General features: G+C 58.0%; 16 protein-coding genes and 2 tRNA genes. 13 read left to right on the plus strand and 5 right to left on the minus strand.

Annotated elements, in window-relative coordinates; translation table 11 throughout:
- Positions 1-2: 2 nt before the first annotated feature.
- The 3 genes from BM317_RS14570 to BM317_RS14580 all read left to right on the plus strand — a co-directional run bounded on the left by BM317_RS14570 (position 3) and on the right by BM317_RS14580 (position 1,041).
- A tRNA-Glu gene (locus BM317_RS14570) sits at positions 3-78 on the plus strand.
- A gap of 3 nt (positions 79-81) precedes the next feature.
- A tRNA-Gly gene (locus BM317_RS14575) sits at positions 82-157 on the plus strand.
- Positions 158-408: 251 nt separating this feature from the next.
- Positions 409-1,041: a LysE family translocator gene (locus BM317_RS14580; protein WP_072406398.1), complete on the plus strand. Its 633-nt coding sequence runs from the start codon at positions 409-411 to the stop codon at positions 1,039-1,041.
- Positions 1,042-1,052: 11 nt separating this feature from the next.
- On the opposite strand, the gene BM317_RS14585 is transcribed toward BM317_RS14580, so the two are convergent.
- The 4 genes from BM317_RS14585 to BM317_RS14600 all read right to left on the minus strand — a co-directional run bounded on the left by BM317_RS14585 (position 1,053) and on the right by BM317_RS14600 (position 5,812).
- The gene (locus tag BM317_RS14585; protein WP_092474892.1) at positions 1,053-2,309 is read right to left on the minus strand and encodes an aminotransferase-like domain-containing protein; all 1,257 of its coding nucleotides are present in this window, start codon (positions 2,307-2,309) and stop codon (positions 1,053-1,055) included.
- 60 nt (positions 2,310-2,369) lie between these two features.
- Positions 2,370-3,515: a trans-sulfuration enzyme family protein gene (locus tag BM317_RS14590; protein WP_092474755.1), complete on the minus strand. Its 1,146-nt coding sequence runs from the start codon at positions 3,513-3,515 to the stop codon at positions 2,370-2,372.
- Positions 3,512-4,996, minus strand: a complete 1,485-nt coding sequence (gene amrS / locus BM317_RS14595; RefSeq protein WP_092168422.1) for an AmmeMemoRadiSam system radical SAM enzyme — start codon at positions 4,994-4,996, stop codon at positions 3,512-3,514. The genes BM317_RS14590 and amrS overlap by 4 nt, the downstream gene beginning before the upstream one ends.
- Before the next feature lie 102 nt (positions 4,997-5,098).
- Positions 5,099-5,812 carry a YczE/YyaS/YitT family protein gene (locus tag BM317_RS14600; protein WP_092474758.1) on the minus strand — a complete coding sequence of 238 codons (714 nt, stop codon included), beginning with the start codon at positions 5,810-5,812 and terminating at the stop codon, positions 5,099-5,101.
- Positions 5,813-6,010: 198 nt separating this feature from the next.
- Between BM317_RS14600 and BM317_RS14605 the strand changes: the two genes are divergently transcribed.
- Positions 6,011-6,442, plus strand: a complete 432-nt coding sequence (locus tag BM317_RS14605; RefSeq protein ID WP_060741195.1) for an Lrp/AsnC family transcriptional regulator — start codon at positions 6,011-6,013, stop codon at positions 6,440-6,442.
- Positions 6,443-6,575: 133 nt separating this feature from the next.
- On the opposite strand, the gene BM317_RS14610 is transcribed toward BM317_RS14605, so the two are convergent.
- On the minus strand, positions 6,576-7,445 hold the full coding sequence (locus BM317_RS14610) for a response regulator transcription factor (RefSeq protein ID WP_092474760.1): 870 nt from the start codon (positions 7,443-7,445) through the stop codon (positions 6,576-6,578).
- Between the two features lie 299 nt (positions 7,446-7,744).
- Between BM317_RS14610 and BM317_RS14615 the strand changes: the two genes are divergently transcribed.
- The 9 genes from BM317_RS14615 to BM317_RS14655 all read left to right on the plus strand — a co-directional run bounded on the left by BM317_RS14615 (position 7,745) and on the right by BM317_RS14655 (position 14,593).
- Positions 7,745-7,939, plus strand: coding sequence for a Flp family type IVb pilin (locus tag BM317_RS14615; protein ID WP_008070254.1), 195 nt, complete (start codon positions 7,745-7,747; stop codon positions 7,937-7,939).
- Between the two features lie 156 nt (positions 7,940-8,095).
- Positions 8,096-8,290: a Flp family type IVb pilin gene (locus BM317_RS14620; RefSeq protein WP_060741197.1), complete on the plus strand. Its 195-nt coding sequence runs from the start codon at positions 8,096-8,098 to the stop codon at positions 8,288-8,290.
- 26 nt (positions 8,291-8,316) lie between these two features.
- Positions 8,317-8,847, plus strand: a complete 531-nt coding sequence (locus BM317_RS14625) for an A24 family peptidase (RefSeq protein WP_092474762.1) — start codon at positions 8,317-8,319, stop codon at positions 8,845-8,847.
- 2 nt (positions 8,848-8,849) lie between these two features.
- A complete protein-coding gene (locus BM317_RS14630) occupies positions 8,850-10,178 on the plus strand; it encodes a P-loop NTPase family protein (protein ID WP_092474765.1) in 1,329 nt (442 codons plus the stop codon).
- Positions 10,179-10,193: 15 nt separating this feature from the next.
- Positions 10,194-11,009 carry a Flp pilus assembly protein CpaB gene (gene cpaB / locus BM317_RS14635; protein WP_092168434.1) on the plus strand — a complete coding sequence of 272 codons (816 nt, stop codon included), beginning with the start codon at positions 10,194-10,196 and terminating at the stop codon, positions 11,007-11,009.
- Positions 11,010-11,080: 71 nt separating this feature from the next.
- On the plus strand, positions 11,081-12,397 hold the full coding sequence (locus BM317_RS14640; RefSeq protein WP_092474769.1) for a TadE/TadG family type IV pilus assembly protein: 1,317 nt from the start codon (positions 11,081-11,083) through the stop codon (positions 12,395-12,397).
- A gap of 8 nt (positions 12,398-12,405) precedes the next feature.
- On the plus strand, positions 12,406-12,885 hold the full coding sequence (locus BM317_RS14645; protein WP_060741202.1) for a TadE/TadG family type IV pilus assembly protein: 480 nt from the start codon (positions 12,406-12,408) through the stop codon (positions 12,883-12,885).
- Positions 12,885-13,379: a TadE family protein gene (locus tag BM317_RS14650; RefSeq protein WP_092474772.1), complete on the plus strand. Its 495-nt coding sequence runs from the start codon at positions 12,885-12,887 to the stop codon at positions 13,377-13,379. Before BM317_RS14645 ends, BM317_RS14650 begins: the two co-directional genes overlap by 1 nt.
- Entirely contained in the window at positions 13,373-14,593 is a 1,221-nt protein-coding gene (locus tag BM317_RS14655; protein WP_092168440.1) for an AAA family ATPase, read from the plus strand. The genes BM317_RS14650 and BM317_RS14655 overlap by 7 nt, the downstream gene beginning before the upstream one ends.
- The last annotated feature ends 1 nt before the right edge of the window (position 14,594 follow it).

Below are 14,594 nucleotides of genomic sequence, written 5' to 3' on the forward strand. Positions count from 1 at the left end.
GTGTCCCCTTCGTCTAGTGGCCTAGGACACCGCCCTTTCACGGCGGTAACAGGGGTTCGAGTCCCCTAGGGGACGCCATTTGCGGGAATAGCTCAGTTGGTAGAGCACGACCTTGCCAAGGTCGGGGTCGCGAGTTCGAGTCTCGTTTCCCGCTCCAAATTCAAAAAAACGCCGCTCATACGAGCGGCGTTTTTTTTATGCGCGTGAAAAGGTCATTCAGCGCGTATAGATCTTTAACGGACGATTTTCGTTGTCTTAGGGGGCTTGCTGCGCTTTACCTTAATAATGAAGGCGAAGCGAAAGTACTTCATGCAAAACTTAAGGTAAAACGCTCAGGAAGATTAATAGTTCATTCCTAAAAAAAAGCACTTCTCCTAACCTTCCAGTACCCATTCTGGAGGTGCATTTATGCTGATTTTTGTTAAATCGATGGTCATTGGGCTGTGCATTGCTGCCCCTGTGGGGCCTATTGGGCTGTTGTGCATACAGCGAAGCCTCATGCTGGGCTGGAGAGCCGGTTTCGCAACGGGATTGGGGGCCGCCACTGCCGATTCGATCTACGGATTCATCGGGGCCCTCGGGGTCACGGCCATCATCGCGACGCTGATCAGCTTCAAACCTTGGTTGTGTATTTTTGGTGGACTGTTCCTCGCCTACATTGGCTATCAGACAATACGATCGAAGGGGGGCGCGACCGCCATGGCAGGTGAGCGTGCCAACATGTTCAAAGCCTACTCGACCACGCTGTTCCTGACCCTGTCGAACCCCATGACCATCTTGTCGTTTATCGCGATATTTGCCGCGTTGAGCGATGGCATGGCCAGCGACCAAGGCGGCCAGCACGCCTTGCTGCCGATGGTGACCGGTATATTCCTGGGCTCGGCTGCCTGGTGGCTGGGCCTGAGCGGGTTCTCCTCCATTTTCAAGGCGCGGATTGCCGAATCGAAGCTAAGGCTGATCAACTACTTTTCGGGGGCGACCATCACCATTCTGGGGGCCTACCAGGTCGCCACTGGCGTCATGCTGGCCACGGCAACCTGATAAAAGAGGTCTTACTGCAGTCTGGACTCGACATACGCCCTGAAGCGGCCTATGGCTTGGGTGACGTCTGGGGCGGTGGCATTGCTGAATGAAAGCCTGACCTGATTAGCCGCCTCATTTGTCAGCGAAAATAAAGTGGTGGGGAATACGATCACCTTGAACTGCTGGGCGCATTCGCGCATTTCGCAATACCCAAAGGCGAAAGGCAGCTGCAGATTGATGAAAAAGCCGCCGGCCGGTTGATTCCAACTGACCGCTCTTTGGGCGCGGGCCTTGAGCGGGAATTCACGCTTGAGGCATTCAAGCATGTGGTTTCTTTTCTTCGTATAGGACAACACCCTGGGTTGGTTCAGCTCTTTGAGCGAGTGGTTGTTCTCGATCAGCAAACCGGCGACGACCGCTTGGCACAGGGCAGGGGTATTGACGGTGATCAGGCTTTTGGCCTTGCACAATCGGGTGCTGAATGACATGAGGCCGGCGCCCTCCGGTGCGACCACATAACCCATGCGCAAGCCTGGAAAAATCGACTTGGCAAAGGAGCCCAGCAAGAATACTCGACTGCTGTCGATGGACTTCATGGACGCAATGGCATCGCCTTCGTACCTGAAGTAACGGTAGGCCGTGTCTTCAAGGACGAAAAAATTCTTTTCATTGGCCAAGGAAAGCATGGCTGTCCTGGCTTGATAGGAGAGGCTGTCGGCGGTCGGATTGCTAAAATCCGGAACGGCATACAGTGCTTTGATTTTTTCCCCTCTGGATTCAAGTTCTTCAATGATTCCGCGCAGGGCGATTGGGTCGAGAAAAGCCGCCATGGGGACGGGGACTATTTTTATGCCCAGCAGTTTTGCGATGCCCGTGATCCCTGAAAACACCGGGTCAGGCACCAATAAAATCCCACCGCCTTCAAAAATGGACAGGAGCGTCAAGGTACAGGCTTCTTGGAACCCCAGGCACACCACGATGCTTTCAGGGTTGGAGACTGTTATCCCTTCATCCGCCTGCAAATAGGTGGCGATTGTTTCATTGATGATTCCCGAGGTTTTTCCATATTGGCAAAGCAGCGTCGCCAGTGAGTGCCCCGTGCCGGCAACGTGAAGTTTGTACTGGGCCAGGCCCCGGTCGATGAGCGACGGGTCGCACTGCTGGTCATCGGGTCGACCGGAGGCCAGTGAAATGGCCTCCGGATTTTCCTGGGCGATGGAGTTTAGAAGGTGGATAACGTTCAGGGTGGGGTCTTCGAATATCGTGTTTTCGAATGCGCTGGACACTTTTCGCTTCTCCATAAAAAAGCAACGAGCCACTGAAGGCTCGTTGCTTGTGATGACACGCTATGCAGGATCGAGTGAGCTTTTCTGATCGACCTTGCTTTCCATGGTTTCGAATGCCTGGAGCAGGTCCTCCTTGAGGTCTTCAAGATCCTCCAGGCCAAAGCACAATCGAACCAGGCCTTTCTCGATGCCCATGTCCGCTTTTTCCTGATCCGTCATCGAGGCGTGGCTGCCACTGAAGGGCTGGGCGACCATCGAGGTCACGCAGGCCATTCCGGTGCCTGTGCCAAACCATTTGAGCGCGCTGGTGAACGTTTTGTAAAAGGGCACCAGATCGGGCCGAATATCAACAAACACAATGCCGCCATAACCGGTCAATTGCTGGCCATCGATGCGTGGGTAATAGACATGCTCGATAAAAGGCAACTCGCGCAGATAGTTGAACATGCTTGCCGTCGTCTGGCTGTGTTTTTCCATGCGCAGGTGGAACGTCTGCATGCTTCTACGCAGCAACCAGGCGCTATTGGGGGTGAGTATCGTGCCTGAATAAAAGCGACCCTCAAGGAGACGGTTGTAAATCGTTTCATTGTTGACCAGCACCAGGCCGCCCATGACATCGCTGTGTCCTGAGAAGTATTTGGTTGCGCTGTACAGGGATATGTCGGCGCCAAAATTCAACGGCTTCTGAAATATCGGTGTGGCCCAGGTATTGTCAACGACCACCAGCGCCTGCGGGTTGTGTTGTTTGACGGCCCTGCTGACCCCATGGATATCAATGTCTTTCAGGAAGGGATTGGTCGGCGTTTCGAAAATGACCATGTCGACGTTCGCCGGCAAGGCCTTCAGCCCCTCTGCCGTGGTGAGGTCCAGAATCGTCAGGTGTGCGCCGATACGTGCCGCATAGCGCTGGAACAATTTATAGGAGCAGCCATAGATGTATTTGTTGATGACCAGCGAAGCACCCGGTTTCAACAGTTCCAACACCATGTAGATCGCGCTCATCCCGGTGCTGTAGGCCAGGGCATGTTCACTGCCCTCCAGGGACGCGACGACCTGTTCCAGTTCCGTCACGTTGGGGTTGGCTTTCCTTGAGTAGAAGAAGGTCGAGTCGGCGTTGAAAGCGCTGCACTGATAAATAGGCGTTACCGAAGGGTGGGCGTCCCGGTCATCCACCTTGATATGAAGTATTTCTGTAGACACTTTCATGCTTGGCTGACCAGTTTGATGACCTGTTCATACATGTTTTGCTTACCCTCGTAACCCACGGTCGGGGTGATGTCATTTTGCGAAATACCGATTTCTTCAATCGACTCTGTCGGGAAGTGGGCCCTGTCGAAGACTTCATGAAGGTTCGAGTTCACGCCGTTGGGGAGCCAGACTTCAGGGCCTGTTTCATCGATACGAGCCTTGGCAACGATGAATCGATAGCTTTCATGGGGGCGCAAGGTCAGTGATTTCCAATCGCTGTTGTGCCCGTCCGTATAATTGCGTCGCAGGTAGACGGTCTGTTCGAAGTCTTCGGTATTCAGCACTTGGGCGTGCAGCGAGACAATGTCTCCGTGCCATTCGAACTTTCGCTTCTCGTAGGCGCTCAACGCGTCCTCGCGCAACTCGACAGGGGCGTTCGCCTGGTGTTCACCCAGCAATTTGAAATGCGCATCATGTCCGCACTGAGAGCAGCATCCTTTGCTGTCCAGACCGATGATTTCAGCGTTCAGGCCATAACGGGTGACGAGCAGGGCGTTACAGTGGTTGCAACTGGTATTGGTCCCTTCGACGTCATTCACGTTACCCAGGTAGACATGCTCAACGCCCATGCTCCGAGCAACGTCCCGAGCCTTCAGGAGCCTGTCCACAGGCGTACGGATGCTGTTGCTCATTTTGTAATCGGGGTGAAACCTGACGAAGTGCAGCGGTACGTTCGGGCCCAGTTCATCCAAGACCCACTGGCTGATTTTCCTGGCCGTTTCCTCGTCGTCGCTGATGTCGGTCACCATCAAGGTGCTGACCTCGACATATTTGCCGGCGTCATAGACTTTCTTGATACCTGCCAAAACGGGCTCTACCCAGCCGGTGGTGACCTTGCGGTAGTATTCCGGGGAGATGGATTTCAGCGAAATCGAGAAAATATCGATGACCGGCAGTAACTCATCAATGGCCTCTTCGCTGATGAAGAATGCCGATTTATAGAGGTTGATCAGGCCCGCTTCCTTGGCCAGTTTTGCTGTGTCGAGGATGAATTCGTGCCAGACAACGGGGTCGTTATACGTCCAGGAAATGACGCGTATGCCGTGCTTGAGTGCGGTTTCCACCACCTGCTCGGGGGTGTAGTAGTAAACGTCCTTGTCGGTGACGTACTTGGCCTGCGATGTCTTCCAGTTATGACAGTAACCGCAGTTGAGCATGCAGCCGATATTACCCAGGGACAAGATTCGCTCCCCCGGGGCAAAGTGGAAAACGGCTTCGGTTTCGATTGTCTCTTCGGTGCTGTGAACGCCTTTACCGTAGTTTAATGTAACGAGCCTGCCCCCACGGTTTCCGCGCACTTTGCAAAAACCTAACTTGCCTTCCTGGATCACACAATTGCGCGGGGAAAGATGACACTTCACAGCACCCCCGGGGAGTATTTCTTCCAGTTTTGCCGGGCTGCTTTCCAAGGTCCAGTTTTTATTTTTTGTAGTGTCCATCTTTCACTCCTCATCACGGAAGTTGCCATCAATAGCATCGGTTTAAAAAGGCGAGGCGAAACGATCCTGCCGCCCTGCAGGGCAGTCATGGTTGTAGATTTATTAGTAAGCGGATGAAGCGCTCATCAATCCATAGTTTTTAAGTGCAAAGCGCTTGGCATTCATGTTCATGAACGGTTGAATAAGCGGGCCGATCACCAGCAGAAATGCAATCGTGCCGATACCGAAGGGCCCGCCTAAAAGCCAACCGCTCGAAAAGATGCCGATTTCAATAATCATTTTGGCTTTGGTGAACGACCAGTTCCATTTGGATACCATGGTCAATACCACCAGGTCCATGATTCTGATGCCGATACCGCTCATGATGATCAAGGCGGAGGAATAGGCACACAGCATCAGCCCCGAGACCAATAACGCGTACTCATTCATTCTGACGATCAAATACTCCCCGAGCCCCAGCCACGACCAGAGATCGATCAGCAGCCCGGTCAGCGTCGTTGTAATGAAGGGACTTATCGGTGGGTATTTTTTGTTCCAGAGCACCCACCATGTCAGGAAAAACAGCGATACGATAGCCGAGCAAACGCCCATGCCCAGCATGAGTATTTTATCGATCGAGATGATCAGGACATCTAATGGGTCAGTACCCAGTTGGCTGATGATGAAACACTTGGCACCCAACGAAAAGAAACCGACGCCCATCAGGTACATCAGTAACTGATCTTTCTTGAAATGCCGGAGACTTAGGACTTGCGTGCCAATGTGCTGGACGAGCGGGTGAGGTTTTTTTTCACACTTTTTCTTTTCATCTTCCATGCAAACACCATCCCTGGAGAGAATATTTTATTATGAGTGCGTCACGCTAAAGAGCAGGGCCGTTGATTGCCCGGATTCTTTTCAGGTTTTTCAGGCTGGAAATAGACTAGCGCCATGCTTTATTTTGGTGCATGCTTTTTTTAATGAAAAACGCGGGCTTTTCATTAAAATTTATACTTTTAACCGGGGAAAACGCACATGGATCGTATAGACGTCAAAATCCTGGGTAAGGTACAGGACTGTGGTCGCATTTCCATCACAGAGCTTTCCAAGCACGCGGGGCTTTCTATTCCTGCCACCAATGACAGGTTGCGCAAACTTGAAGACTCCGGGGTCATCAAGGGCTATTGCGCTCAGTTAGATCCAACCAAGCTGGGGTATGGCATATCGGCTGTCGTTGGCATCACCACCCTCAAGCCGGCGAAAGCCAAGTTGATAGCGACACTCACCGACATACCCGAAGTCGTCGAGTGCCTGCACATCACGGGGAATGACTCTTATCTGATCCGCATCTACGCCAGGTCCATGGCTGAGATCGAGGACATTATTGCGAAAATCAACGCGTACGGTGAGACGCGGACCAGCATTGTCCTGTCCATTCCTATCGAGAGAAGAAAACTCGCCCCGTGAGTCGGGGCGCCTGTCAGGCAGGGGCGGGGGAGTGCTCTATCGACGAGGTCGCTCCCCGGCCATGGGCGTCCGGTCTAGCTCTGGTACGGATGGGGATGCTTATGGAAAGATGGCGATAACGGTACAAAACCTTTTACCCCTCAAGGCTGTGCACCAGGTTTTCAATCGCTTCCAGGGCGGCCTCATCCGCGGGCTCCGGTGCCGGATGTGCGTTGCGCATCTGGTACGCGAGACGGTATTCACTGGGCGTGCAACTGGCGTATTGCTTGAAGGCGCGAGCGAAGTAGGACGGGTCCTTGAAGCCGGCCTCGTAGCCGATGCTGGTGATGGGCATCTGGCTGTTATCGAGCAACTCCTTGGCGAAGCTCATGCGTTTGTTCAATACGTAGTCAGTGAAACCGAGGCCATTGGCTTCCTTGAACACCCGGCTGAAACGAAACGTCGTCATGCCGCAACGTTTGGCCAGGTCGCGCTGATCGATGCTGTCGCGAAAATGCTGGTCGATGTACAGCATGATGTGGCTGAGGGCCTGGTGCTTCTGGTGCCCGGCGGTCAGGCGAATGCTGTCCGGCAGGGTCGGGGAGTGGTCGATCTGCGAGGTCTTTGCTCGGCCATTGGCATTGCGGCGCAGCTCGCACAGTTGCACCACGGCCGTGAGGTAGCGCTTTTTCTCGGCGGCGGACAAGGGCAGCACCATGTATTCCCAGACGCTGGAGCGCATGGCCCACACCGCCAGCTCTTCGGAGTGTTGCACGGTGAACATGGTGATGGGCGTGCCAGGAGCGGTTCGTTTGATCTCCAACAGGCGTCGCAGGCCCGGCGTGTCCGGGCGATCAAAATGGATGCAGATCATGTCGACCTGTTCCGCGCTGGGCAGCATGGCGTTTTTTGCCAGCGTGCAGTCGCACGTGTCCTGGAACAGGGAGACGAGTTCCGGGGTGGACCGGTCATGGGTCAGATCGACCCATAACAGCTTTGGCTTTGCAGTCGGATTTGACGCCATAGGACGACTACCCACAGGTGCTTGCTGCCCTTTAGCTAGCAGTATTGCCACTGTGCCATCATTTCGCCGAATAAATTTTTATAAAAGTCCGATCGTTTAGCGCCATCCGGCGTCATGGGACGCCCGTTCCCGCTGTCCCAGGGCTGGATTTCCCGTCCCGGCGCCTGTCCTGTGCGACGCAAAAAAATCCTAGCGATGTGCAAAATCCTCCTAACGGCAATGATCACCTGCTGACTAGGGTTGCATCAGGCAGTTCGCAATGTACTGCCCTTGATAAACAACCCGATGAGGTGTGCGAAATGACTCTTCAAACAATCAAGGCTTCGGTGCTGAAGTTCGCCAAAGATGAAGATGGCCTGACCATTGTGGAATACGCCGTGGCCGGTGGGTTGATCACCGTGTTGGTAGCCGCCGCGTTCGTGCTTCTGGGCGGTGCCGTGAACACCAAGATCCGTGCGCTGTGCCAGGCGGTCAACGGCAACGTTGCCTGCTGACAGCGGCGACTTGCAGTGAAGGGGGCACGGTCACTTTCAAGGAAAACCGCTTGCGACTCTCATGCAGTGAGTACAACGAATCAATCAAATGGACTTCGCGTTGTCCCCTCCCATCAAGTTCGTAACAGTACTTCTGACCCGCGTGAGGTTCATGAAATGACTCTCCAGACAATAAGCAACTCGATCAGCAAGTTCGCCAAAGATGAAGACGGCCTGACCATCGTTGAATACGCGGTGGCGGGTGGCTTGATCACGGTGTTGGTAGCGGCGGCCTTCGTTCTTCTGGGCGGCGCCGTGGATACCAAGATCCGGGCACTGTGCCAGGTCGTCAATAGCAACGTCGCCTGCTAACGAAAATCCCCCCAGGGAGACGCATCATGTCCATGGAACTGCTGGTGTCGACGGTACTGCTGCTGGGACTGCTGGGTGTGGCGGTGGTGAGCGATCTGCTTCGCCACCGCATCCCCAACACGCTGGTCCTGTTGGGCCTTGCCCTGGGCTTGGCTGGCCAGGTGTATACCGGCGGGATCGGTGGCCTGGGCGACAGCCTGTTGGGCATGCTGATCTGTTTCGCGCTGTTCCTGCCCATGTACGCCGTCGGCGGCATGGCCGCCGGTGACGTCAAGCTGATGGCCATGGTCGGCAGCTTCCTGCCTTTTCATTACGCACTGTGGGCGGCGCTGTTCAGCCTGATCGCCGGCGGTGTGTGCGGTTTCCTGATCGTCCTGGCCCGCGGCCAACTGCTCCAGACCCTTGGACGTTACTGGTTGATTGTCCGAGCCCAGGCCTATCTGGCGCCGACTGCGGATGAAGTGGCGGGCAAACCCTTTCCCTATTCGATCGCGATCCTGATCGGCACTTTGAACAGCGTTTACTGGCAACTGGTTGCCGGCGGCTGGGGAGTCTAGTCATGCACGTCATCAACGATAGCGATGCCTACCCCAGCGAACGGGAAGCGGTGCAACGCCTGGCACCCCAGCCATGCACCATTCGCGACACAGGCCTGACCGACAGTTTCCTGGGGGAGCTGGTGTGCAAGCATCTGCACGACGCCGGTGTGCTGGACATGTCGCGGTTGGTGGAGCGCCTGGCGCTGACCGGCGCGGTGTTGGAGGAGGTCCTGGCGTTCCTGCGCAAGGACGGTCGTGTCGAAGTGCTGGGCCAGTTGGGGCAAACCGGTGGGCAGACGCTGCGTTATGGCCTCACCGAGCGCGGTCGCAGTTCGGCCCGTGACGCCCTGGCCCGCAGTGGCTACATCGGCGCTGCGCCGTTCCCGGTGAGCACGTATCGCTCGCTGATCAAGATCCAGACCATCCACCACGGTCGCATCACCGCCAAGGACATGAACCAGGCCTTGGCCGGCCTGGTGCTGAGCCAAGGCATGCTCGACCAGTTGGGCGTCGCCCTGAATTCCGGGCGGGCGATCATGATCTACGGGCCGGCGGGCACCGGAAAAACCTATGTGAGCAGCCGATTGATCCGGCTGTTCGCCGAGGCCATCTGGGTGCCCCATGCCATCGTCATCAACGAGTCGGTGATCGAGATCTACGACCCGCAGGTGCACCAGCGCCTGGACGACAATGGCCAAGCGAACAACCTGATGCTCAACGAAGGCATCGACCGTCGGCTGCTGTGCTGCAAACGCCCGATCGTCATCACCGGCGGCGAGCTGAGCATGGAGCAGTTGGACGTGCGCTATGACCCGTTCACCCGGCAATACCAGGCGGCGTTGCAGCTCAAGGCCAGCAACGGCCTGTTCATCATCGATGACATGGGGCGCCAGCGCATGGCCCCTGCGGAGTTGCTCAATCGCTGGATCGTGCCGATGGAGGAGAAGCGCGACTTCATCAACCTGGGCGGCGGTCGGCATTGCGAGCTGCCGTTCGACCTGGTGCTGGTGTTTTCCACCAACCTCAATCCCCTCGAACTGGCCGACGAGGCCTTCCTGCGGCGCATTGGCTACAAAGTGCAGTTCGGCTACCTCAAGCCCGAGGATTACGAACGCATCTGGCGCCAGGAGTGCGAGCGCCTGGGCATCCCGCATGACCCGCTGTTGGTGCGCTATGTCCTGCAGCGGTTGTATGCAAGCGAAGGCATGCCGCTGGTGCCATGCCACCCCCGTGACCTGTTGAACATGGCGCTCGATCGCCAGCGTTACCTGGGCGGTTCCGGCCCCCTGTTGCCGCAAGAGCTGGAATGGGCCTGGCACAACTACTTCGTTCAGCTCGACTTCCTTTGATCTGGAGATACCGACATGAGCTCTCGTACGCTTCCGCTGATTGGCGTTTCCCTGGTAATGGGCCTTGGTGCCGCATGGATGGCTGACGCCTGGCTGAGCGCACGACTCAACGCGTCCCCCGATGATCATTTGCGAAGCGTGGTGGTCGCCACGGTGGAAATCCCCTTCGGGCAAATGGTCGAGGCCCAGCAAGTCACCACGGTGCGCATGCCCATGGATACGATCCCGGACGACGCTTTCGATGCCAGCGAAAAGGCCGTGGGCAAGATCGCCACCTTCGACATTCTGCGCGGCGACATCGTGCGGGGCGCGCGTCTGAGTGAGCACTTGGGCGGCAGCACCCTGGCTTCGCTGATCGCGCCGGACAAACGCGCCATTTCGGTTCGTGTGGATGATGTGGTCGGCGTGGGCGGCTTTCTCTTGCCGGGCAACCGGGTCGATGTATTGGCGACCAAGACCACCAGCGCCGGCAGCAACAGCGCCACGTCCCGGACCATCCTGGAAAACCTGCGGGTGCTGGCGGTGGACCAGACGGCGGGCACCGACAAGACCCAGCCGGTGGTAGTACGGGCCGTGACCCTGGAAATGTCGGCCACCGAAGCCGAAGCACTGGTCACTGCGCAAACCGAAGGCAAGCTGCAATTGGCCTTGCGCAACCCGTTGAACCTGGAGAAGAAGGCCGTGGCCGTTGCGCCGCCAGCCCCTGCGCCGGTCATGGCCATGGCGGCCGCCCCGGTGCCAAAACCTGTGGTGCAACGCAGTGCCAAGCCGCAAGGCGGGGCGATCACGCTGATCCGCGGCGTTGAAAGCAGCGTGATCAATGTCCGCTGAATGACGCCTCCATGCCAGGCCTGTCCGGGCCGTGGCGATGCCGATCCTCAAACGTTGTAGATGAGGGCTCGATGATGAATGCCAATATCCGGCGCCAGGGAGGGGCGGTGAGTGTACTGATGGTGATCGCGCTGGTAGCGATTTCCATGATGGCGGCCTTGGCCCTGGATGGCGGGCACATGCTGCTGAACAAGACGCGCCTGCAAAATGCGGTGGATGCCGCGGCCTTGGGCGGGGCCAAGACCCTGAGCCAGGTGAGCGGTGGCATCAACATGGCCAGCAGCACCCGCGCGGCGGCCCTGGACACGTTGAACAGAAATGCCAACGCCGCCGGCAACACCGAACTGGCCACCGCGATCGCCGGCAACCCGGGCGCGTTTGCCGTGGTGGAACTGTCCAGCAGCGTCTACGGCCCGTTCTCCTATCCCGGGCCTGCCGATGCCAAATACGTGCGGGTGTCGGTGTCCAGTTATCAATTGAACGGTTTTTTCTGGAGTTTCGTGCAAACGATGGGCAGCGCCGGCTTGGGCAACAAGCGCGTGGCGGCGATTGCAACGGCAGGTCCCAGCCCCACCTCGCCTTGTGACCTGGCGCCGTTGATGGTCTGTGGCGATCCCACTCAATACAACCCTGGCGCCGGCAACTTCTGGGGATACCAATTTGGCGACCTGGAGGTCTTGAAGACGGCGGCGGGGAATACATCGCCCATTGGGCCGGGCAATTTCCAATTGCTGGATTTCGGCTCGGGCGGCAGTGCAGTCCGGGAGGACCTGGCCGGCGGTGGCTCGGTTTGCCGCAGTGTCGGGAGCAACGTCCAGACGGCGCCGGGCAATAAAGCCGGCCCTACTTCCCAGGGCTTGAACACGCGCTTCGGTATCTACAATGGTCCGGTCAGTTCTTCGGACTACCCACCGGACCTGGTCACGGCCTCAGGCACCCCGGCGATCACCTACAACGATGCGCTCTCCCAGGCGCAATACAAAGGCCAGCCCATTACCTCGAGCAACGGCGATCTCTCGTCGGGTGGCGAGGCGATACAGGACTACAACGACTGGCGGGCCAAGGTCGCCGCCTGTGTGGCGGGAGGCGCCAGCGGTTGCCAAAGCAACGGGGTTTTCGAGCGCCGGATGTTGAAGATCGTGATTGGCGATTGCGCCGGGAAACTGAGCGGCTCGACGTCGATTCCAGTCTTGGGGTTCGGCTGCTACTTCGTCGTGCAGCCAGTGGACGGCGGTGGTTCGGAGTCCATCATCTTTGGCCAGTTCGTCCAGGAGTGCGAAGGCGACAACGTACCCGGTCCTACACCCTCCACCGATGCCGGCCCGCAGATCATCCAGCTCTACAAAACCTATCTCAACGGCAGCGGCACTCCGAGCACCGACTCGTAGGAGGCGTCATGGGACTTTCTCAGTTCAAACCCGCGCAAGCCCAGCAAGGCGTGGCGCTGGTGGAGTTCACCCTGGTGCTGCCGTTGTTGCTGTTGTTGCTGCTGGCCTTCGGCGAGTTCGGCCGCATGCTCTACCAGTACAACGTACTGTTGCAGGCCAGCCGCGATGCCGACCGCTTCGTCGCCAGCCAGGCCTGGAACTCCACCCTTGGCACTGTCGCCTTGGGCAGCACGCTCCTGACCCAGACGAAAAACGTCGCGGTGTATGGCGTGCCCAGCGCGACGGGAACCGCCGTGGTGTCAGGCTTGACCACGGCGAATGTGCAGGTCGCCGCCGAGGGCATCGATCATGTGCGCGTCACCATTACCTACACCTTCTGCCCGGTGATTGGCGCGGGCAACTGCGCGGGTTCGATCCCGGGTTTTTTCGGCAATGCCATTCCACTGGGCATCCAGTTGGTGGCGACCACTGTCATGAGGGCGCTGTGATGAATCACAAGCACATGCGCGGCACTTACATCGTGGAGTTCTCCTTCGTGGGCTTGCTGGTGTTCATCCTGCTGTTCGGCGTGGTGGAAATGGGCCGGCTGTACTTCACGGTCAATGCGCTGGATGAAGCGGCGCGCCGTGGTGCGCGGCTGGCGGCGGTGTGCAATGTCAGCGATCCGGTGGTCTTGCGCCGGGCCATCTTCAACGCCGCGACGGACGCCGGCACCAGCCAACTGATCAGCAACCTGGCGACCTCGAACCTGGCGCTGACCTACCTGGACGTCAACGGCGCCGTGGTAGCGAACCCCACCGACACGTCCGGCGCCACCGGCTTTCGAGCCATTCGCTATGTCCGGCTGAGCGTGCAGAACTTTGTTTTCAACCTGTTCATTCCCGGCTTGGGCGTGCCCATTGCCTTGCCCACGTTCAGGGCAACCTTGCCACGCGAAAGCCTTGGGCGTCATTCCGATTCCGGGGAGATCACACCATGCTGAACACCAGGGAAAATCCGCTTTCGACCACCACCGGCAGAGCCGGGCTGCGGATACTGATCAGCAGTCGCGATGCTACGTCCCTGCGCGACCTGCAATGTGTCTGCCAGCGCATGCCTGGCCTTGAGGTCAGCACGCGCCTGGTCAGCAACGGCCATGTCGATCCGCTCTACGGCCTGGACCGCATGCCCGACCTGCTGCTGTTGCGCGTCAGCCATCTGTGGCGCGAGGAACTGTCGGCGTTGCTGCAACGCCCTGCCCATGAGCGTCCGCCGATGCTGGTGTGCGGTCCCTTGGGCGAGCAGGAGGGCATGCGCCTGGCGATGCAGGCCGGTGCCCGGGATGTGCTGCCCGAACCCGTCGCCGATACGGAACTGGTGGCGGCGCTGAATCGCCTGGTGGCGGAAGTCCGTCTCGGCAACGGCAACGAAGGGAAACTGATCGCGGTGATCAGCGCCAAGGGCGGCTCGGGCGGAACCCTGGTGGCGTGCAACCTGGCCCAGCAGCTCAGCGCCCGGGCAGGCAATACGCTGTTGCTGGACATGGACCTGCAATTTGGCAGCGTGACCCATTACCTGGACGTGGCGCAGTCCCACAGTCATCTGGAAGTGCTGCAGCAGATCGATGAGATGGACAGCGTCGCGCTACGGGGTTTTTGCAGCCACTTCAGTCCGACCCTGCACGTCCTGGGAGGCCGGGCCGGTGAGTTGTGCCTGCCCCAGGATGCTCAACCCGAGCAGCTCGACGCCCTGTTGCAACTGGCCCGCGCCAGCTATGACTGGGTAGTGGTGGACCTGCCGCGGCAGATCGATCACCTCACCGGCTCGGTGCTGGAACAGGTGGACCGGGTGTACGTGGTGGTGCAACAGAGCGTCAGCCACCTGCGTGATGCCAGCGCTCTGGTGCGGATCCTTCGCGAAGACCTGGGCGTGCGTGGGGAGCAGTTGCAGATCGTGATCAACCGTTATGACAAAAACGCCGCCGTCAGTCTCAAGGACATCGGCGAGGCCCTGCGCTGCACGAACCTGTCGAAATTGCCCAATGACTTCAACCTGGTCAGCCAGAGTCAGAACACTGGCGTGCCGTTGGGACTGCATGCGCCGAAGGCGGCAATCACCGCTGCGTTGCGCGATTTGACCGAAGACCTGGTCGGTCACCAGATGGCCACGGACAAGGGCTTGCTTAAACGTGCCTTCAACCGTTTTTTCGGGGGATGAC

The sequence above is a fragment of the Pseudomonas sp. NFACC24-1 genome, from assembly GCF_900115235.1.
Taxonomy (GTDB): Bacteria; Pseudomonadota; Gammaproteobacteria; order Pseudomonadales; family Pseudomonadaceae; genus Aquipseudomonas; species Aquipseudomonas fluorescens_AA.

Excerpts from the sequence above, each read along its gene's own strand:
- BM317_RS14610 (WP_092474760.1), bottom strand. The coding sequence starts at position 7,445 with ATGGCGTCAAATCCGACTGCAAAGCCAAAGCTGTTATGGGTCGATCTG.
- BM317_RS14655 (WP_092168440.1), top strand. The coding sequence starts at position 13,373 with ATGCTGAACACCAGGGAAAATCCGCTTTCGACCACCACCGGCAGAGCC.
- BM317_RS14600 (WP_092474758.1), bottom strand. The coding sequence starts at position 5,812 with ATGGAAGATGAAAAGAAAAAGTGTGAAAAAAAACCTCACCCGCTCGTC.
- BM317_RS14645 (WP_060741202.1), top strand. The coding sequence starts at position 12,406 with ATGGGACTTTCTCAGTTCAAACCCGCGCAAGCCCAGCAAGGCGTGGCG.
- BM317_RS14590 (WP_092474755.1), bottom strand. The coding sequence starts at position 3,515 with ATGAAAGTGTCTACAGAAATACTTCATATCAAGGTGGATGACCGGGAC.
- BM317_RS14650 (WP_092474772.1), top strand. The coding sequence starts at position 12,885 with ATGAATCACAAGCACATGCGCGGCACTTACATCGTGGAGTTCTCCTTC.
- amrS (WP_092168422.1), bottom strand. The coding sequence starts at position 4,996 with ATGGACACTACAAAAAATAAAAACTGGACCTTGGAAAGCAGCCCGGCA.
- BM317_RS14615 (WP_008070254.1), top strand. The coding sequence starts at position 7,745 with ATGACTCTTCAAACAATCAAGGCTTCGGTGCTGAAGTTCGCCAAAGAT.
- BM317_RS14640 (WP_092474769.1), top strand. The coding sequence starts at position 11,081 with ATGATGAATGCCAATATCCGGCGCCAGGGAGGGGCGGTGAGTGTACTG.
- BM317_RS14620 (WP_060741197.1), top strand. The coding sequence starts at position 8,096 with ATGACTCTCCAGACAATAAGCAACTCGATCAGCAAGTTCGCCAAAGAT.
- BM317_RS14580 (WP_072406398.1), top strand. The coding sequence starts at position 409 with ATGCTGATTTTTGTTAAATCGATGGTCATTGGGCTGTGCATTGCTGCC.
- BM317_RS14605 (WP_060741195.1), top strand. The coding sequence starts at position 6,011 with ATGGATCGTATAGACGTCAAAATCCTGGGTAAGGTACAGGACTGTGGT.
- cpaB (WP_092168434.1), top strand. The coding sequence starts at position 10,194 with ATGAGCTCTCGTACGCTTCCGCTGATTGGCGTTTCCCTGGTAATGGGC.
- BM317_RS14625 (WP_092474762.1), top strand. The coding sequence starts at position 8,317 with ATGTCCATGGAACTGCTGGTGTCGACGGTACTGCTGCTGGGACTGCTG.
- BM317_RS14630 (WP_092474765.1), top strand. The coding sequence starts at position 8,850 with ATGCACGTCATCAACGATAGCGATGCCTACCCCAGCGAACGGGAAGCG.